At 36.4% G+C, this 16,231-nt stretch carries 20 protein-coding genes, 3 pseudogenes and 1 riboswitch; of the genes and pseudogenes, 20 read left to right on the plus strand and 3 right to left on the minus strand.

Translation table 11 applies throughout. The features are described from left to right. Positions 1 to 468: 468 nt before the first annotated feature. The 5 genes from EV203_RS07510 (at position 469) to EV203_RS07520 (ending at position 3,963) form a co-directional block, all read left to right on the plus strand. Entirely contained in the window at positions 469 to 1,731 is a 1,263-nt protein-coding gene (locus tag EV203_RS07510) for an Nramp family divalent metal transporter (RefSeq protein WP_132039864.1), read from the plus strand. A 52-nt stretch (positions 1,732 to 1,783) separates the two neighbouring features. Next, positions 1,784 to 1,957 (plus strand): hypothetical protein, encoded by a 174-nt coding sequence (locus EV203_RS13405; RefSeq protein WP_165911589.1) that lies wholly within the window; start codon positions 1,784 to 1,786, stop codon positions 1,955 to 1,957. A 275-nt stretch (positions 1,958 to 2,232) separates the two neighbouring features. Further along, on the plus strand, positions 2,233 to 3,309 hold the full coding sequence (locus tag EV203_RS07515) for a bis-aminopropyl spermidine synthase family protein (protein ID WP_132039866.1): 1,077 nt from the start codon (positions 2,233 to 2,235) through the stop codon (positions 3,307 to 3,309). A 110-nt stretch (positions 3,310 to 3,419) separates the two neighbouring features. Further along, a complete protein-coding gene (locus tag EV203_RS14095; RefSeq protein ID WP_279432257.1) occupies positions 3,420 to 3,551 on the plus strand; it encodes a hypothetical protein in 132 nt (43 codons plus the stop codon). 22 nt (positions 3,552 to 3,573) lie between these two features. Further along, positions 3,574 to 3,963, plus strand: a complete 390-nt coding sequence (locus EV203_RS07520; protein ID WP_132039868.1) for a hypothetical protein — start codon at positions 3,574 to 3,576, stop codon at positions 3,961 to 3,963. Positions 3,964 to 3,966: 3 nt separating this feature from the next. Here the strand turns inward: EV203_RS07520 and EV203_RS07525 are convergent, their stop codons facing one another. Then, the gene (locus EV203_RS07525) at positions 3,967 to 4,596 is read right to left on the minus strand and encodes a class I SAM-dependent methyltransferase (RefSeq protein WP_132039870.1); all 630 of its coding nucleotides are present in this window, start codon (positions 4,594 to 4,596) and stop codon (positions 3,967 to 3,969) included. Positions 4,597 to 4,662: 66 nt separating this feature from the next. After that, positions 4,663 to 4,905: pseudogene (locus EV203_RS13795) on the minus strand (Uma2 family endonuclease); the annotation flags it as partial. Between the two features lie 180 nt (positions 4,906 to 5,085). On the opposite strand from EV203_RS13795, the gene EV203_RS07535 reads away from it, so the two are divergent. The 8 genes from EV203_RS07535 to EV203_RS07570 all read left to right on the plus strand — a co-directional run bounded on the left by EV203_RS07535 (position 5,086) and on the right by EV203_RS07570 (position 9,753). Continuing rightward, complete coding sequence (locus tag EV203_RS07535) at positions 5,086 to 5,451, plus strand: DUF5320 domain-containing protein (protein ID WP_132039872.1); 366 nt, start codon at positions 5,086 to 5,088, stop codon at positions 5,449 to 5,451. Positions 5,452 to 5,620: 169 nt separating this feature from the next. Further along, positions 5,621 to 5,986, plus strand: a complete 366-nt coding sequence (locus tag EV203_RS07540; RefSeq protein ID WP_011026050.1) for a NifB/NifX family molybdenum-iron cluster-binding protein — start codon at positions 5,621 to 5,623, stop codon at positions 5,984 to 5,986. A 13-nt stretch (positions 5,987 to 5,999) separates the two neighbouring features. After that, positions 6,000 to 6,848, plus strand: coding sequence for an ATP-binding protein (locus EV203_RS07545; protein WP_009610736.1), 849 nt, complete (start codon positions 6,000 to 6,002; stop codon positions 6,846 to 6,848). Continuing rightward, positions 6,845 to 7,717 (plus strand): ATP-binding protein, encoded by an 873-nt coding sequence (locus tag EV203_RS07550; RefSeq protein WP_011026049.1) that lies wholly within the window; start codon positions 6,845 to 6,847, stop codon positions 7,715 to 7,717. Before EV203_RS07545 ends, EV203_RS07550 begins: the two co-directional genes overlap by 4 nt. Continuing rightward, positions 7,714 to 8,067, plus strand: a complete 354-nt coding sequence (locus EV203_RS07555; RefSeq protein WP_132039874.1) for a NifB/NifX family molybdenum-iron cluster-binding protein — start codon at positions 7,714 to 7,716, stop codon at positions 8,065 to 8,067. The genes EV203_RS07550 and EV203_RS07555 overlap by 4 nt, the downstream gene beginning before the upstream one ends. Before the next feature lie 19 nt (positions 8,068 to 8,086). Further along, entirely contained in the window at positions 8,087 to 8,905 is an 819-nt protein-coding gene (locus EV203_RS07560) for an MBL fold metallo-hydrolase (RefSeq protein WP_009610747.1), read from the plus strand. 29 nt (positions 8,906 to 8,934) lie between these two features. Further along, positions 8,935 to 9,267 (plus strand): NifB/NifX family molybdenum-iron cluster-binding protein, encoded by a 333-nt coding sequence (locus EV203_RS07565; protein WP_226990199.1) that lies wholly within the window; start codon positions 8,935 to 8,937, stop codon positions 9,265 to 9,267. Between the two features lie 15 nt (positions 9,268 to 9,282). Beyond that, positions 9,283 to 9,753 (plus strand): 4Fe-4S binding protein, encoded by a 471-nt coding sequence (locus EV203_RS07570; protein ID WP_011026046.1) that lies wholly within the window; start codon positions 9,283 to 9,285, stop codon positions 9,751 to 9,753. 16 nt (positions 9,754 to 9,769) lie between these two features. On the opposite strand, the pseudogene EV203_RS07575 reads toward EV203_RS07570, so the two are convergent. After that, a pseudogene (locus tag EV203_RS07575) lies at positions 9,770 to 10,180 on the minus strand ([FeFe] hydrogenase H-cluster radical SAM maturase HydE); the annotation flags it as partial. A gap of 298 nt (positions 10,181 to 10,478) precedes the next feature. Between EV203_RS07575 and EV203_RS14225 the strand changes: the two are divergent. From EV203_RS14225 to grdA, 7 genes and pseudogenes are all read left to right on the plus strand, one after another. Further along, positions 10,479 to 11,819 (plus strand): annotated as a pseudogene (locus EV203_RS14225) (FAD-dependent oxidoreductase). 90 nt (positions 11,820 to 11,909) lie between these two features. After that, positions 11,910 to 12,479, plus strand: a complete 570-nt coding sequence (gene yedF, locus EV203_RS07585) for a sulfurtransferase-like selenium metabolism protein YedF (protein WP_009610731.1) — start codon at positions 11,910 to 11,912, stop codon at positions 12,477 to 12,479. A gap of 90 nt (positions 12,480 to 12,569) precedes the next feature. Beyond that, positions 12,570 to 12,671, plus strand: a riboswitch (glycine riboswitch). A 125-nt stretch (positions 12,672 to 12,796) separates the two neighbouring features. Next, positions 12,797 to 13,174, plus strand: coding sequence for a GrdX family protein (locus EV203_RS07590; protein WP_132039876.1), 378 nt, complete (start codon positions 12,797 to 12,799; stop codon positions 13,172 to 13,174). 12 nt (positions 13,175 to 13,186) lie between these two features. After that, positions 13,187 to 14,113, plus strand: a complete 927-nt coding sequence (trxB, locus tag EV203_RS07595) for a thioredoxin-disulfide reductase (RefSeq protein ID WP_132039878.1) — start codon at positions 13,187 to 13,189, stop codon at positions 14,111 to 14,113. Between the two features lie 16 nt (positions 14,114 to 14,129). Continuing rightward, on the plus strand, positions 14,130 to 14,444 hold the full coding sequence (trxA, locus tag EV203_RS07600) for a thioredoxin TrxA (protein WP_041587335.1): 315 nt from the start codon (positions 14,130 to 14,132) through the stop codon (positions 14,442 to 14,444). A 13-nt stretch (positions 14,445 to 14,457) separates the two neighbouring features. Then, positions 14,458 to 15,744 carry a glycine/sarcosine/betaine reductase component B subunit gene (locus EV203_RS07605; protein WP_132039880.1) on the plus strand — a complete coding sequence of 429 codons (1,287 nt, stop codon included), beginning with the start codon at positions 14,458 to 14,460 and terminating at the stop codon, positions 15,742 to 15,744. Positions 15,745 to 15,759: 15 nt separating this feature from the next. Continuing rightward, a complete protein-coding gene (gene grdA, locus EV203_RS07610; RefSeq protein WP_081427418.1) occupies positions 15,760 to 16,224 on the plus strand; it encodes a glycine/sarcosine/betaine reductase complex selenoprotein A in 465 nt (154 codons plus the stop codon). Positions 16,225 to 16,231 lie beyond the last annotated feature (7 nt).

Consider the following 16,231-nt stretch of genomic DNA (forward strand, 5'->3'; position numbering starts at 1 on the left):
TTGTATTATCATTTTTGATATATTGTATCAAAAATATATCACTATGTCAAAAGAGTAAAATTAAAGGGGCTACCCACTTATCTTTTTGGACAGCCCCTTTTTTTTGCTTTTGGGGGCTGTAGCTTAAATTCCGTCAAAGCTTAAAATAACGTGGGCGTTGGGGTGGTGAGCATCGACTTACGCTCCGGCTGAGAATGAAGGACGAGGAGTGCGAACTACGACGAAGACTCCCAACAGAAGAGGAATATTTAAAAGGGTGATATAATAAAATTGAAAAAGGAAATGGTGAAAGAATGGATAATTGAGAAAAATTGCAACATTGGTAATATGTTTTTTATTGCAAGACGAAGGTTTTCTTGCAACAAAGGCAAAAAAATTTTTAAAGAGGAATTACAATATCTGTTGCACGCCTTATACCTCTTGTAGTTGTAAAGAGCGCAGATTAATTATTTAAAAAGAGGTGAACAAATGTTTAAAGATATAAAGAATTTGTTTAAAGGTAAACACCCTCCTAAGTTTATGGCTTTAGATTTTATTAGATACATAGGTCCAGGGTTATTAGTTACTGTTGGCTTTATTGACCCGGGGAATTGGGCTTCTAACGTTGCTGCAGGGTCTTCATATGGTTACAAGCTTTTATGGATGGTGACTTTATCTACTGTTATGCTTATTATACTCCAGCACAACGCTGCGCATTTGGGTATAGTTACAGGTTATTGCATGTCTGAAGCTGCAAGTAAATTTTTGCAACCTTCTGTGTCCAAATTTGTGCTTATTTCAGCAGTTTTAGCTTCTATACTTACGGCGATGGCGGAAATTTTAGGAGCTGCAATAGCTCTTCAAATGCTTTTTAAAATTCCTATAAAGATAGGAAGTTTGATTACTGTTGTTTTTGTGTCATGGATGCTTTATACAAATTCCTACAAAAAGTTGGAAAAATGGATTATAGGTTTTGTATCACTTATCGGTATTTCTTTTATATTTGAGCTTTCATTAGTTGATGTAAAGTGGACAGAAGCAGCTACAAGCTGGGTGAAACCAGAATTTCCGCTTGGTTCAATGCCTATAATCATGAGTGTGCTTGGTGCTGTTGTTATGCCCCACAATTTGTTTTTACATTCAGAGATAATCCAGAGCAGGCAGTGGAATTTAGAAGATGAAGAAATAATTGTAAAGCAGCTTAATTATGAGTATTTTGATACTATTTTTTCCATGGTAATAGGTTGGGCGATAAACAGTGCTATGATTATTGTTGCTGCATCAGCCTTTTTTGCTAATCGCATAAATGTCATAGAATTAGACCAGGCACAGCAGATGTTAAAACCTCTTTTAGGAAATGCATCAGCAGTTGTTTTTGCTTTGGCTCTTCTTTTTGCAGGAATTTCTTCATCTATAACAGCAGGAATGGCAGGTGGAAGTGTTTTTGCAGGGATATATAAAGAGCCTTATGATATAAATGATATTCATACAAAAGTTGGCGTAGGAATTACATATATTTTTGCAGTGCTAATAATATTCTTTGTAAAAAGCCCCTTCCAAGGACTGGTTTATTCGCAGATGTTTTTAAGTGTACAGCTTCCAATTACGATCTTTTTGCTCATTTATTTGACTTCTTCAAAGAAGATAATGGGAAAGTTTGCAAATACATTGCTTTATAAGATATTGTTATGGACTATAGGAATTATAGTGACAATTTTAAATGTTATGCTTCTTATAAGTTTTGTGGTGTGATTGATACTTTTTAAGTTGTAAAGGTATAAATATCTTTGTTTAAGAGAGTTAGTTGAAGGGAAAGCTAAAAAAATCATTTATAAAAGAATACAATAGTGAGATAAACAGCAAATTGCTCGATATATTAGAAAAAACTAATGAAAGAGCCGAAAAATACCCCATATCATTAGAAGGAATAACTGAAGAAGTAAAGTATATTAGAAGGAAAAGATATGAAAAAAATTAGTTGTTGATACAAATATTTTTATTAGTGCTTTTTTTGGGAAGTATCCTGTTATTTCTTTTCGGTGTAAGCTTCTCAATTTTATTACTGGTACTTTGACTACCTACATAACTCATAATAAAAATACCTACTGCTACTTTAGTTCACTTGACTTTTTTGTTGTACTAAATGTATAATTTTATATGTCGGCTTAAAAAGTGTTAAAATAGTGGTATACCCCTGTATGGTATTTTGAAGGTGTAAAAGCTTGTAAAAATACTATTATAGGGGGTGAGAAAATGAAGAATCTACAAGACATAGCACAACAAATATACCAAAAAACAGGGGTCGTGACATCAACAAAAGATGTGGAGAAGATTTTATCTGCTTCTGCAGCTACTTCACATTTTTGGGAGATTATTACTTTATCTCAAAGGCCTTTCCCTGTAGTTGCAGAAGTGATTGAGTTGTTGCGCCAGGAAGGGCTAGTAGAAGTTGACCAAAATAGAGAAATAAAGTTTAATTCCAAAGGGATGGAGTATTTAAAGAGCCTAAACATAGCGCCTAAGAAAGTATATACTTGCCCTCACTGTGAAGGAAGGGGAATAAATCTTTCTCAATTAGAATATTTAGTGAGAAGATTTGATGAAATTACAGTGGATCGTCCAAAAGCTATTAGCAATTATGACCAGGGGTTTGTCACTACTCAAACAGTAATAAGCAGAATAGCTCTGATGGCTGAAAGGGGAGATTTAGAAGGGAAAAAACTATTTGTTTTAGGTGATGATGACCTTGTCAGCATTGCAGCAGGGCTTTCTGGCATGCCAAAAGAAATTGTGGTTTTGGAGATAGATGATAGGTTAGTAAATTATATTAATGACACTGCTAAGAAGTATAATCTACCTATAGAAGCAATGAAATATGACTTTAGAGATAAATTGCCAGAAAAGTATTTGGGATATTTTGATACCTTCATCACTGACCCACCAGAGACTGTAGAAGCTTTAGAACTTTCTGTAGGGAGAGGAATTTCTACTCTCAGAAAAGAAGGATGTGCGGGATATTTTGGTGTGACTTTGATAGAAGCATCTTTAGAAAAGTGGAATATATTCCAACAAATTTTAACTAGTAAGTTTAAAGTAGCTATCACTGACATAATCTATGACTTTAATCATTATGTCAACTGGGATTATCTTTTAAAAACTGTTGGCAAGCCATATGATTTTATACAAGTAGAGCCAAAGCTCAATTGGTATAGGTCTTCTATGTACCGCATAGAAACTTTGAAGGATTCAAAAGGAATTGAAAATGAATATAAGCCTTGTGAACTATATGTAGATGAAGAGGCAATAATTTATAAAGGAGAAGACAAATAGGCTTCCGCTAACTGTGGAAGCCTATTTTTAGTAAAAGTGCACAAGCACAATAAAAGTGATGAAATCATATATAAAAATGGGCACATAAATTTTTGGAAAAGGTGATATAGATGGAAAAGAAAAAAGAGGGGTTTAATGCATATTTATTTGTAATAATTTTCTCTTTAATTCTTTACTTTGCTTTAGGATACGCGCGAACTGAAGAGCCAGCAATAATAATTTTCCCATTGCCTATAAGATAATATAGAGTCAGGAGGAGAAGAAATGTTTTCATCTGATAATTTTGAATCTCAATTAAAAGATTTATTATTAAAATTAGGATTGAAAGAAAATAATGGAAGTGATAGTGAAAATTCTGGTGGTGGAAGTGACAATGGGAATGAAGGAGAAAAAGGCCCTTCAGGAGGGGATAAAAAGAAAAAAGGGGTATTAACTCCCTCCCAAATAATGGTTATTTTAGCTATACTTAGCGGAGCGTTAGAGCCTATTTCAATAATAGTGGATAGAAATCAAAATGTACAGGTGGTTTTGTCTGGTACTTTGCGAGAGATAATATCTGTTCCAGAGGTAGTACCTATTCCACCGGAAAAGGATCCACCGCAGGAGGACAATTTTTTAGATAATGCAATAAAGGCATTACTTTCAAAAGAATAGTTTTTATTTTTTTGCACTTATAACTACAAAAGAACCCTTCCCAAAGCCGTATTTTACAGGCTCTTTTTCTTTTATTTCATCAAGTTTTTTGAATATAGTTTGAGAGAAATTAAAGTCTCTAAAACCCGCTTCATAGAGTAGTTCTACTATTTCACTTGTAGTAAAAAATGTTGCTTCTTTGTAAAACAAACTTTTTTCTTTATTTGCTTGATATATCTTCCCAATTGTGCTATCTCTGTCCACAAAACCTATTAAGATTGTGCCATTGTTTTTAAGTACTCTAAAGCACTCTTTTAAAGCTTTAGGTGCGTCATCTACAAAACATATTGTAGTCACCATCAAAACAAGGTCAAAAGAATTGTCTTCAAAGGGAAGATTTTCTGCTACTCCTTCTACTACATTAAGTCCCCGCTCTATTGCTATTTTTCTCATTTGATAAGAAGGTTCTACTCCGTTTTTTATACCAAGAGGTACTGCAAATCTTCCTGTTCCGATTCCTACTTCTAAACCCTTTTCAAATTTTGGCATGAGAAGTTTTACTGCGTCTAATTCCGACTGATAAGCATATTCATTTTCTATAAACCATTCTTCATACCTGTCAAAGTGCTTTTCAAAAGGGGATATCTTAGGCATAATTTTCCTTCCTTTCTAAGATTTTTATATTTTTAAAGGTCAAACACACTACTTAAGTCTATCAAAAGGTGATATAATTTCAACAATTAAATCAGGTGCTCCCTTACATCCTTCATCATCAAGTTTTGATTTATCGCATACAACTACAATATCAGGTTCCACCACTGTTTTTATTTCCTTGTCATTTTTTTATTTCCAGTTGGAAATCTTACAGCAAAAGGAGCGACATATACTCTCTATTTTTTCATTTCCAGACCATTTTATGTAGTCTTCATAAGTATAAACTTTGTTTTCTTTTGGCAAAGGCATCGCCAAAACCTCCTTTTGTACTATTATACAATATATTCTCACTAAAATTTTGATAAAGTAGCAATTTTCTGAGCAAATAAAAAGGATTTTTTGCATAAAATATTATTGACATAAGTTCAAAATGGTGATATTATATAACTAGGTAATGGTCATATGACCAATATAAAAGGAGGGATTAAAATGCCAAGAGGAGATGGAACTGGTCCTCTCGGATTAGGTCCAAGAACAGGGAGAGGATTAGGGTATTGTGCAGGATATAATGTACCTGGTTATTTAAACCCTATTGGAGCATATTGGGGTTGGTGGGGAAGAGGTCCAGGCTGGGGAAGAGGAAGAGGATTTAGATGGATGTACTACTTGACAGGACTTCCTGGCTGGGCAAGAGGATGGTATGGTTATGTTCCCCCATATCCTGCATACAATCCTTACAATGTAAATGAAAAAGACATTCTAAGCGTAGAAGCAAAGTATTTAGAGGACCAACTCAAATATATAAGAGAGAGATTGGACCAACTAGAGAGGAAAGAAGATAAAAAAGAGGATTAACGGTTTAAAGGTGCAGTCACATAAATGTGGCTGCTTATTTTTTTAGCTATGATTTACTTTAATTTGTAACACACACTTGTTTAATAATTTTATTGACATATGCCAAAAATAATAATATATTAGTAAGTGTAAATTAACATATGTCAATAATGGATGGAGGAGATGGAACATGAAAGTAGCTGTATCTTCACAAGGTAAAACTTTAGAATCCCATGTAGATACCAGATTTGGGAGAGCACAGTTTTTTATCATAGTGGATACTGAAACCATGGATTACAAAGTAGTTGACAATTTGGCAGTGGCGCAAAGTAGTGGTGCTGGAACTAGGGCTGCACAAACTCTTTTGGATGAGGGTATTGAGGCTTTAATTTCAAGCAATGTAGGACCTAATGCTATGGAGGTATTTAAAGCAGCAGAAATTCCTGTATATAAAGCGGTAGACAAAGATGTAAAGACAAATATAGAACTGCTTAAAAAAGGTGAGTTAGAAAAAATAACAGAAGCTACAAATCACGGACACCATCATCACTGGTAAAGGAGCAGTAGAAATGGAAAGAATTAAGATTTCAGTTTTAAGCGGGAAAGGTGGAACAGGAAAGACTACTGTCTCTGTAAATCTCGCTAAGACTTTAAAGGAAAGTTTCTATGTTGACTGTGATGTAGAAGAACCAAATGGGTATCTATTTTTAAACCCTGAAATCGAATATGAAAAAGATGTAAATGTGTTGATTCCGGAAATAGATTACGACAAATGCACTTTGTGTGGTGAATGCGTGAAGGCGTGCCGCTTTGGCGCTTTGACTAAGTTAATTAAAAAGATACTGGTGTTTGACCATTTGTGCCATTCTTGCGGTGCCTGTTATGAAATCTGCCCTTACAATGCTATAAGAGAAGTCCCTAAAAAGATTGGAACGATAAGAAAAGGGAAAGTGGATACTCTGGATTTTATAGATGGCAGGTTAAATTACGGAGAGGCGACAGGAGTTCCGATTTTAAGGGAGATAAACAAAATGATAAAGGATGTAGCCAAACCTGTAATAGTTGATAGTCCTCCCGGCACTTCCTGTTCTGTCATACATTCTATTGAGGGTAGCGATTTTTGTATATTAGTTACAGAGCCTACCCCATATGGCTTACATGACCTTGATTTAGCAGTCCAATTGGTAAAAGAGATGAATATACCTATGGGAATTGTGATAAACAAAGCCGGAGAAAGGGACGAATTAATAGAAGAGTATGCCCAAAAAGAGGGTATAAGAGTGCTTGCCAAAATTCCCTTTAAAAGGAAACTGGCGCAGGCTTATTCAACAGGAAAGTTGTTAATTGAAGTGGATGAAGAGATAAAAAGCATTTTTGGAAGATTAGCAAGTGATGTATTGGGGTTGATAAAAAAATGAAACAGATTGCGATTTTAAGTGGCAAGGGTGGAACGGGTAAGACTACTGTTGCTGCAACTTTAAGCACAATTGTTAAAAACAAAATTATGGCAGATTGCGATGTAGAGGCTCCTAATTTGAATATAATTCTGCAGGGTGAAATAGTAGAAAAATACGATTTTTACGGCAAAGAAACGGCTGTGATTGACAAAGACAAGTGCATAGAATGTGGGCTGTGTGAAGAGCTATGCCGCTTTAATGCGATTTCTAATTTTGAAGTAAATCCTTACTACTGTGAAGGCTGTGGCCTTTGCATGTATAAGTGCCCTGTTGAGGCTATTAAAATGGTAGAGGAAAAAACAGGTCATGTCATATATGCAAAGACAAAAGAAGGGGAAAAAGTAGTTTATGCAGAGCTTTTCCCCGGTGCTGATGGGTCAGGTAAACTGGTAACTGAAGTGAGAAAAAAGGCTAAAGAGGTGGCGGAAGAGGAGGAATATTTAATAATTGACGGTGCCCCTGGGATAGGGTGTCCTGTTCTTGCTTCTGCTACAGGGGTTGACCTTGTTTTAATTGTGACTGAACCAACTTTATCGGGCTTTGCCGATATGAAAAGAGTGATGTCCGCAATTGAGACTTTTAAGGTACCTGTGACCGTCTGTATAAACAAATGGGATTTAAACAAAGAAGTGTCAGAGGAGATAGAAAATTATTGCGAACAAAATGGCATTCCTGTTGTTGGGAGAATAAATTTTGATGAAACTGTAGTAAAAGCCTTAAAGAATCTGAAGAGTTTAAAAGATTATCCTGAGAGCGTAGCTTACAGGCAGATTCTAGACATGTGGGAAAATATAAAGAGAATTTTAGAGGAAAGGGCGGTGACTCAATGAGGATTGCAGTGGCATCAGAGGGGAAAGAGGTTTCTATGCATTTCGGGCATTGCGAAGGGTTTTGGATTTTTGATGTGGAAGGGAAAGAAATAAAAAACTCTTCTTTTTTGCCTAATCCAGGGCACAGACCTGGCTTTTTGCCCGAATTTTTAAAAAACCACGGTGTAGACTGTGTAATTTCTGGAGGTATGGGCATGAGCGCTATTGAGCTTTTCAATAACTACGGAATAGACGTTATAACAGGTGCAGAAGGTGAAGTTGATAAAGTGGTAAAAAAATATTTAGAAGGGACTTTGATGGCTTCTAACAGTCCTTGTGAAGAGCATAAATCTCATGGACATTATCACTGAGGGAAGGGGATGAGAAGGAGTGGAGGTACAAGTTTTAATAGAAAATGTGGTTTTTGCTAGAAATTTTGTGGCAGAGCACGGGCTTTCTCTCCTCCTTAAAAAAGGGAATAAGGAAATAGTGGTGGATACAGGTCAGAGTGAGAATTTCATAAAAAATTGCGGGCTTATGGGGATAGATGTAGGAAGGATAAAGAAAGTGGTTTTAACCCACGGCCACTATGACCACATAGGAGGGCTAAAGGGCCTTCTTGAGAGAAATCCAGAGGTAAAGATATACACCCATAAGGAAATTTTAAATAAGAAATACGCTATGAGAAAAGGGGGGCAGTTTGAAGAGATAGGATTTGATTTGTCTTTTTATGAAAAGTACAAAAATAATTTTGTGCTAATTGATAAAGATGCAGAAATTGAAGAGGGTTTTTATGTAATAACAAATACGGACATAACCTATGACAATGAATTTACTACCAAAAACTTCTTTGTAGAAAAAGAAGGGAAAAGAATACCGGATAAATTTTTAGACGAGGTTTTTGTAGTTGTTAAAGAAGAAGATGGGATAAATGTAGTTACCGGATGTTCTCATGCTGGCATTTTAAATATACTGGAAACCGCCAGAAATCGCTTCGGTGTGTCTTACATAAAGTCTCTAATAGGTGGTTTTCACCTAAGAGGGATGGAGGAAGAGAAAGTAAAGGATATTGCCAGGAAAATTGAGGAATACGGCGTGAAAAAGGTTCTTACCGGCCACTGTACCGGCATAGATGAATACGGATTTTTGAAGTCTGTTTTAAAGGACAAAATTTCGTATTTAACCACAAGCTCTTCCATTGTTGTTTAAACCAAAGAAAACAGGGGGGATTTTAATTGGTGAAAGTAGCTGTTGGTTCCAACGATAAAGTTCACCTTTCTGACAAACACTTCGGCATGAGTAAATTTTTTATAATTTTTGAGGTAGATGAAAATAGTAATTTCAAAAAAGTGGAAGAAAGGGAAAACCCCTATGGGGATGGCAAGCACAGGCATGCAGAGACAGAGGAGATAATGGAAGTTTTAAAGGACTGCGATGTCTTAATAGGCAAGTCTATGGGCAAGGAAAGCCAAAGGAGGATAAAAGAAGAGTGGAATAAAACTCCTATTGTGGCTAAAGAAGTGGAGATGGTTGAAGAAGCTATGAAGTTTTATTGCGAAAAATATTTGTAAGAAGGGGACGATCATATGCCGGGTTTTGGTAGAGAAATGGGAAGAGGCGGTGGATTCGGAGGAGGATATGGAAGGGGTAGAGGATTTGGAAGGGGAGCAGGGTTTGGACCTGATGGCACTTGTATGTGTCAGAATTGCGGTTACGAAATTCCCCATCAAAGGGGAGTTCCTTGCTACACCTTAAAATGTCCCAAGTGCGGAGGGCCTATGGCCAGAAAAGATGTAATGTCTATGGGCGGATATTTTGCTCCACCTGCTCCACCTGAAGCTTATACGCCAGCAGGTGAAAAGAAAGAAAACTATAAATACACCAAACCGCCAAAGCCAAAAGTTGATGAAGAAAAGTGTATAGGTTGCGGTGAATGTTTGAGATTTTGTCCTTTTAAAGCTATTGAACTAAAAGATGGTGTTGCTCACATAGATCCAAATAAATGTAGAGACTGTGGAAGATGCATCGATGTATGTCCAGTAGGAGCAATATCCTAAGACAAAGGCTATCGCATCAGTGAAAGACCTTTTTGCGATAGCCTTTATCTTTGCCAATACTTCTATTTTGTGATAGGATTACTTTTTTGATATTTTCAATACTGTTTACAGCTTCATTGGGGTCATCCGGCACTTTGCCCGGATAGAGCTTGTAAAGCCTTTTATACTCTTCTATTCCTATATTTGGCATTATTACATTGGCTACGCACTGAAGCCCTTTTGCGTAGCCATCCTTGTCTTTGACTGCTAAAGCGGTAGTGGCAGGTATATTTATATCAGGAAGAAGAAGCCTTGAAAGAGCTATCATCTTTTGAGCACTAAATTAACATCTCCACCTTTTTCTTTTTCTAAAGGAGTGTTTTCACAGGGTATAAAAGGACCAATACCTAACATATCTTGCTAACATTTCTAAAGTCTGTCCGGGTAGAGAGAAGCATTACAAGGTCTTCTTTGTCAAGAGCATGCTGTTTTTCTAATTTTTCAATTAAACTAGATATATTTTTTTCTGCTGTCAATTCTTTTATCATGGCATATCACACTCACTTTCTTCTCATAATAAGTATAAAACATTTGTCAACAAAAAATCAATTGAATTGTTAAACTATTTTCTTAACAAAATTTTTGATATTTTATTGACATAATTTCATTAGAAGCCTATAATTGAGATAGGGGCCCCTCAGGGTAGGGGGGTAAAAGAAAAATATAATTAGGAGGTAATTTACAGTATGGAGACGGATGTTTTAGTAATTGGAGGAAGTGCAGGTGGAATTTTAGCGGCTTTATCTGTTAAAAAGACGTACAAAGACAAAAAAGTAACAGTTATAAGAATGGCAGAAAGAGTGATGGTTCCTTGTGGAATCCCTTATATTTTTGGTACTTTAAAAGATACTTCAAAAAATGTGATCCCTGATTCTATGCTTACAAATGCAGGAGTAGAGTTGGTAATAGACGAAGTTGTCTCTATTGATAGGCCAAATAAAAAAGTTTCTACAAGAAAAAATGGAGATATTTCTTATAAAAAATTAATTTTAGCGACAGGTTCCCTACCGATAGTTCCGACATTTATACCTGGCTATGACTTGGACAATGTGTTCACAATAAAGAAGGATGAGGAGTATTTGAAATTTGTTCAACAAAAGATTAACGAAGCAGAGGATGTTGTAGTAGTAGGTGGGGGCTTCATTGGAGTTGAAATGGCAGAGTAGGTACAATTATTAGGTAAGAATGTAACAATCATTGAGGTGGCAGACAAACTTCTGTGGCAGGCTTTTGACCCAGAATTTAGTGATATGGCGGAAACTAAATTAAAAGAGCATGGTATAAAAGTGCTTACAGGTACAAAAGTTACAAAGTTTATTGGAGAAAAAGAAGTCAAAGAGGTAGAAATCCATACTGGAGAGAGGATAAAGGCAGACGTTGTTATAGTAGCTATGGGAGTAAAGCCTAATACAAAGTTAGCTGAAGAAGCGGGTATTAAACTAAATGAAAAAGGCGCAATAACTGTTGATGAATATATGAGGACAAATGACCCAGATATTTTCGCAGTAGGTGACTGCGCGGAAAAGAAATGTTTCTTCACAAGGAAAAACGTACCAATACTTTTGGCTTCTATTGCAGCTAATGAAGCTAAAATTGCTGGTGTAAATGCATTTGAGTTAAGATTAGTAAGAGAAAATAAAGGCACTATAAGTGCTTTCTCAACAAAGATATACAATACTGCTTTTGCTGCAGCAGGCCTCACAGAAACACAAGCTAGAGCTGAGGGATTTGATATAGTCATTGGTGAATTTAACACTATAGACAAACACCCTGGAACACTGCCAAATACCATGAATGTTAAGATAAAATTGATTTTTTCAAGGTATTCAGGAGTTATACTGGGAGCTCAACTAGCAGGTGGAGATAATGTGGGTGAAATGATAAACATTTTAAGCCTAGCAATACAAAAAGGGACAACAGCTTCAGAATTGACTACTTTCCAAGTGGCGACCCATCCACTTCTTACTTCATCGCCAGTTTCTTACCCAATAAGTTCTGCTGCTTTAGATGCTTTGTCAAAAATATGATTAAGTGTTATAATTAAATTAAAATGAAAAAAGGCAGGATTTTAACAAACCTGCCTTTTTTCATGAGTTAAAAGGGGAGGGAGAATTTTTATGGATAATATAGTTGATGCAAGGGGTAAAAACTGCCCTATTCCTGTCATTATGACTAAAAAAGCGTTGGAAAACATTCAGGAAGGAAAAATTTTAGTAATTGTGGACAATGAAACGGCTAAAGAGAATGTTTCAAAATATGCGAAAAGTGCAGGTTGTGAAGTGGCAGTAGAAGAAAAGGAAAAAGAATTTTACATAAATATTTACAGGAAAAAGACTGTAATCAATGAAAAGAGCGATAATTATGTAGTTGTCGTTACTTCTGACAAATTTGGTGAGGGAGATGAGAGACTTGGTAAAATTCTAATGAAGAGCTTTATTGTTTCTCTAAAGGAGCAGAGTAAAAAGCCTGAAAGTATAATTTTTATAAATAATGGTGTAAAGCTTACCACAGAAGGTTCAGAAGTCATCGAAGATTTGAAAGAGTTAATGGAAATGGGAGTGGAGATTATCTCTTGTGGAACTTGTCTTGATTTTTATGGCATAAAAGAAAAGCTTTTAGTGGGCAGTATTTCAAATATGTATTCAATAGCAGAAAAAATGACTACTTTGAGGGCAATCAGGGTATAACCTTTAAGAGAAAATGTATTGACATTGGTGATTTTATGGAATATAATATAATTGTAAAGTATTTAACAAACAATTTAATATTGAAATGGGATGAAGAATGCGGGAGAGACCCTAACCGGGCGCCGAAGGGGCAAGCGGGTATATGGCCTGTATACTCGTGAAACTCTCAGGCAAAAGGACCGCATTCGGACCATATCCCGGAAAGCCTCTAAAGAGGCACCGAAGGAGCAATTCTTCTATAAAGAAGAATCTCTCAGGTAAACAGACGGGGGAATAAAAGGCGTAAGGTCCTTTTATTCCCCTATTTTGGTGATATTATGAAATACGTTATCATCACAAATAACCCTTTAGTAAGAGATAAATATCCTCAAAACTGTGAGTTTGTTGTGGGAACAATTGTTAATGTATTGACAAGGTGTAGAGACCTCATCCATAAAGGATATGTCTTAATGTCCCATCCTCTTGCGGGAAACGTAAAACCAGATTGTTCTCCTTTTAAATCTGTTTTGCTTAAGGAAAATAAAGGCCCTGTTGATTTTAATAGTGTGATGATAATTGAGGAATGCCTTAATAGAGTAAAAGAGATAATAGAGAAGGAAGGAATAAATTATATAAACGATGAAAAGGTTTTAAATGACTTTGCCTACCTTGATAAAGAATTGATAAAAGAAGCTATAGAAACTTTTAGAGAATAGCGAGGTGAAATTGTGCCTACTTTATATGATTGTCTCATAATTGGTGGAGGGCCTGCTGGACTATCTGCAGCGATTTACGCTTCAAGAGGAAAATTGAATACTGTAGTTTTTGAAAGAAGTAAGATTGGAGGTCAAGCTGCTATAACGGATGATATAGAAAATTATCCCGGTTCTGTGGAAGAGGCGACAGGACCTAAAATTGTAAAGAGGATGAGAGAACAGGCAGAATCTTTTGGAACTTGTTTTGTCATGGAAGAAGTCAAAAAAGTAGAATTGAGCGAAAAGATAAAAAAGGTTATAACTACAAAAGGCTGTTATGAAGGGAAGACGGTTATAATTGCTACAGGAGCGGAACATATGAAATTAAATGTGCCAGGAGAAGAAGAATTTATAGGCAAAGGAGTTTCTTATTGCGCAACCTGTGATGCAGATTTCTTTACTGATTTGGATGTGGTAGTGGTAGGAGGAGGGGACTCTGCTGTTCAGGAGGCGTTATACCTCACTAAATTTGCTAAAAACGTTACAATTATCCACAGAAGAGATAAGTTAAGAGCAAACAAATGCTTGCAAGATAAGGCTTTTAAAAATCCCAAAATAAAATTTCTGTGGGACAGCGTAGTGGAAAGGATAGAAGGGGATGGGATAGTAGAGAAAGTTATAGTGAGAAACGTCAAAACAGGAGAGTTGAAGGAAGTAAAAACGGATGGGGTGTTTATTTTCATCGGGATGAAGCCCAGTACAGAAATTTTCAAGGGATTAATTGAGATGGATGAAAGGGGATATATTCTGACAGATGAAAATATGAGGACAAATATTGAAGGAGTGTTTGCCGCAGGGGATTGCAGGGCAAAACTGTTAAGACAAATAGTGACAGCAGCGGCAGATGGGGCGATAGCAGCAGTAGCTGCTGAGAGGTATATTGAAGAATTGGAGTGTTGAAAGGAGGTGAGAATTGGTGATTGAAGTGAATAAAGACAATTTTGATGAAGTAGTAAAAAAGGAAGAAAAGTTGGTCTTGATTGACTTTTGGGGACCAAAGTGCGAACAGTGCCTTGCTTTAATGCCTGAAGTAGAAAAGTTAGAGCAAAAATATGCTGATAAAGTTAAATTTTGCAAATTAGATGCTTCACAAAACAGGAGATTGTGCATTTCTTTGAAGGTATTAGGACTTCCAACTTTTCAGCTTTACAAAAATGGCGAAAAAGTGGATGAAATATCAAAAGATGTGACAATAGAGAAGATTGAGGAGATGATAAAAAGGCATATTTAGAGGAGGTGATTTTATGAGGCTGGAAATAGGGAATATTTATATAAAAGATGTGGTGTTTTCTGATGTAACAAAAGTAAAAGATGGAGTGCTTTACTTAAATAAAGAAGAAATAATTAAAGCTTTAAAGCAAGACAGCAGACTAGAAAGAGTAGATATAGAAATTGCAAAGCCGGGAGAAGAAGTGAGAATAATACCAGTAAAGGACGTAATTGAACCGCGTGTCAAAGTTAGAGGAAAAGGAGGAATATTTCCAGGATTTATAAGCAAAGTAGAGACAGTAGGAGAGGGTAGAACTCATGTCTTAAAAGGGACAGCTGTGGTGACAACCGGTAGGATTGTGGGATTCCAGGAAGGCATAATTGACATGTCAGGGGAAGGTGCAAAATATACTCCTTTTTCGAAGCTTATAAATATCGTAGTGGTGTGTGAACCCGTAGAAGGGCTTCCAAAACATGAACATGAGGAAGTTGTAAGAATAGCTGGTTTAAAAGCAGCAGCTTTGATAGGGGAAGCTGGAAGAGATGTAGAACCTGATGAGATAAAGGAATATGAAACTTTGCCACTCCTTGAAAGTGTGAAAAAGTATCCCGATTTGCCTAGAGTAGGATATATTTACATGTTACTGAGCCAGGGGTTGCTTCACGATACTTATGTGTATGGAGTTGATGCTAAGAAAATTGTTCCAACTTTCATTTATCCTACAGAAGTGATGGACGGGGCTATAGTCAGCGGCAATTGCGTTTCAGCCTGCGATAAAAATACCACCTATGTTCACATGAATAATCCCATCATAGAAGATTTATATGAAAAGCATGGCAAAGAAATAAATTTTGTGGGAATAATCATAACAAATGAAAATGTCACACTAGCGGACAAAGAAAGGTCTTCTGATTATACAGCCAAATTGGCAGAATACCTTGGGCTTGAGGGAGTCATTATTTCAGAAGAAGGTTTCGGGAATCCAGACACAGACTTGATAATGAATTGTCGTAAGCTGGAAGAGAAAGGAATAAAAACGGTTCTTGTTACAGATGAATTTGCAGGAAGAGACGGTTTGTCTCAGTCTTTAGCAGATGCAGACCCGAGAGCAAATGCTGTTGTAAGTACAGGAAATGCAAATGAGATAATAAGGCTCCCAAAAATGAAAAAGATTATAGGGCATATAGAAGCAGCAAATGTAATAGCGGGTGGTTTTGAGGGAAGCGTTAAAGAAGATGGCAGCATAGAGGTAGAATTACAGGCTATTATTGGTTCTACTTCTGAAGTGGGATTTAATAATCTGACTGCAAGAGAATATTAAAGGGAGGTAGAAAGAATGTTAGAAGGTAAGAAAGTGATAATAGTAGGCGATAGGGATGGAATACCAGGTCCTGCCATTGAAGAGTGTATAAAGACAACTGGAGCAGAAGTGGTGTTTACTGCTACTGAATGCTTTGTCTGAACTGCTGCAGGAGCAATGGACCTGGAGATCCAAGGTAGGATTAAAGAGTTAGCAGAAAAATACGGTCCGGAAAATGTAGTAGTGATTTTGGGAAGCAATGAGGCAGAAGCTGCAAGTTTGGCTGCAGAAACGGTTACAAATGGAGATCCTACCTATGCAGGTCCACTGGCAGGGGTCCCGTTGGGACTCAGAGTTTACCACATATTAGAAGAGGAAATAAAGAAGGAGATAGACCCTAATGTGTATGAAGAACAGGTCGGCATGATGGAGATGGTGCTAGATGTTGAGGCAATTTCTAAAGAAGTCAGGTCTATAAGAGAACAGTATTCAAAATATTAAGTTTTCC

The sequence above is a fragment of the Caldanaerobacter subterraneus genome, assembly GCF_004345675.1.
Lineage (GTDB): Bacteria > Bacillota > Thermoanaerobacteria > Thermoanaerobacterales > Thermoanaerobacteraceae > Thermoanaerobacter > Thermoanaerobacter subterraneus.

Bases quoted from the DNA above. Each gene is read 5' to 3' on its own strand.
- EV203_RS07510 (WP_132039864.1), top strand. From the start codon at position 469: ATGTTTAAAGATATAAAGAATTTGTTTAAAGGTAAACACCCTCCTAAG.
- EV203_RS07515 (WP_132039866.1), top strand. From the start codon at position 2,233: ATGAAGAATCTACAAGACATAGCACAACAAATATACCAAAAAACAGGG.
- EV203_RS14095 (WP_279432257.1), top strand. From the start codon at position 3,420: ATGGAAAAGAAAAAAGAGGGGTTTAATGCATATTTATTTGTAATAATT.
- EV203_RS07520 (WP_132039868.1), top strand. From the start codon at position 3,574: ATGTTTTCATCTGATAATTTTGAATCTCAATTAAAAGATTTATTATTA.
- EV203_RS07525 (WP_132039870.1), bottom strand. From the start codon at position 4,596: ATGCCTAAGATATCCCCTTTTGAAAAGCACTTTGACAGGTATGAAGAA.
- EV203_RS07535 (WP_132039872.1), top strand. From the start codon at position 5,086: ATGCCAAGAGGAGATGGAACTGGTCCTCTCGGATTAGGTCCAAGAACA.
- EV203_RS07540 (WP_011026050.1), top strand. From the start codon at position 5,621: ATGAAAGTAGCTGTATCTTCACAAGGTAAAACTTTAGAATCCCATGTA.
- EV203_RS07545 (WP_009610736.1), top strand. From the start codon at position 6,000: ATGGAAAGAATTAAGATTTCAGTTTTAAGCGGGAAAGGTGGAACAGGA.
- EV203_RS07550 (WP_011026049.1), top strand. From the start codon at position 6,845: ATGAAACAGATTGCGATTTTAAGTGGCAAGGGTGGAACGGGTAAGACT.
- EV203_RS07555 (WP_132039874.1), top strand. From the start codon at position 7,714: ATGAGGATTGCAGTGGCATCAGAGGGGAAAGAGGTTTCTATGCATTTC.
- EV203_RS07570 (WP_011026046.1), top strand. From the start codon at position 9,283: ATGCCGGGTTTTGGTAGAGAAATGGGAAGAGGCGGTGGATTCGGAGGA.
- yedF (WP_009610731.1), top strand. From the start codon at position 11,910: ATGGATAATATAGTTGATGCAAGGGGTAAAAACTGCCCTATTCCTGTC.
- EV203_RS07590 (WP_132039876.1), top strand. From the start codon at position 12,797: ATGAAATACGTTATCATCACAAATAACCCTTTAGTAAGAGATAAATAT.
- EV203_RS07605 (WP_132039880.1), top strand. From the start codon at position 14,458: ATGAGGCTGGAAATAGGGAATATTTATATAAAAGATGTGGTGTTTTCT.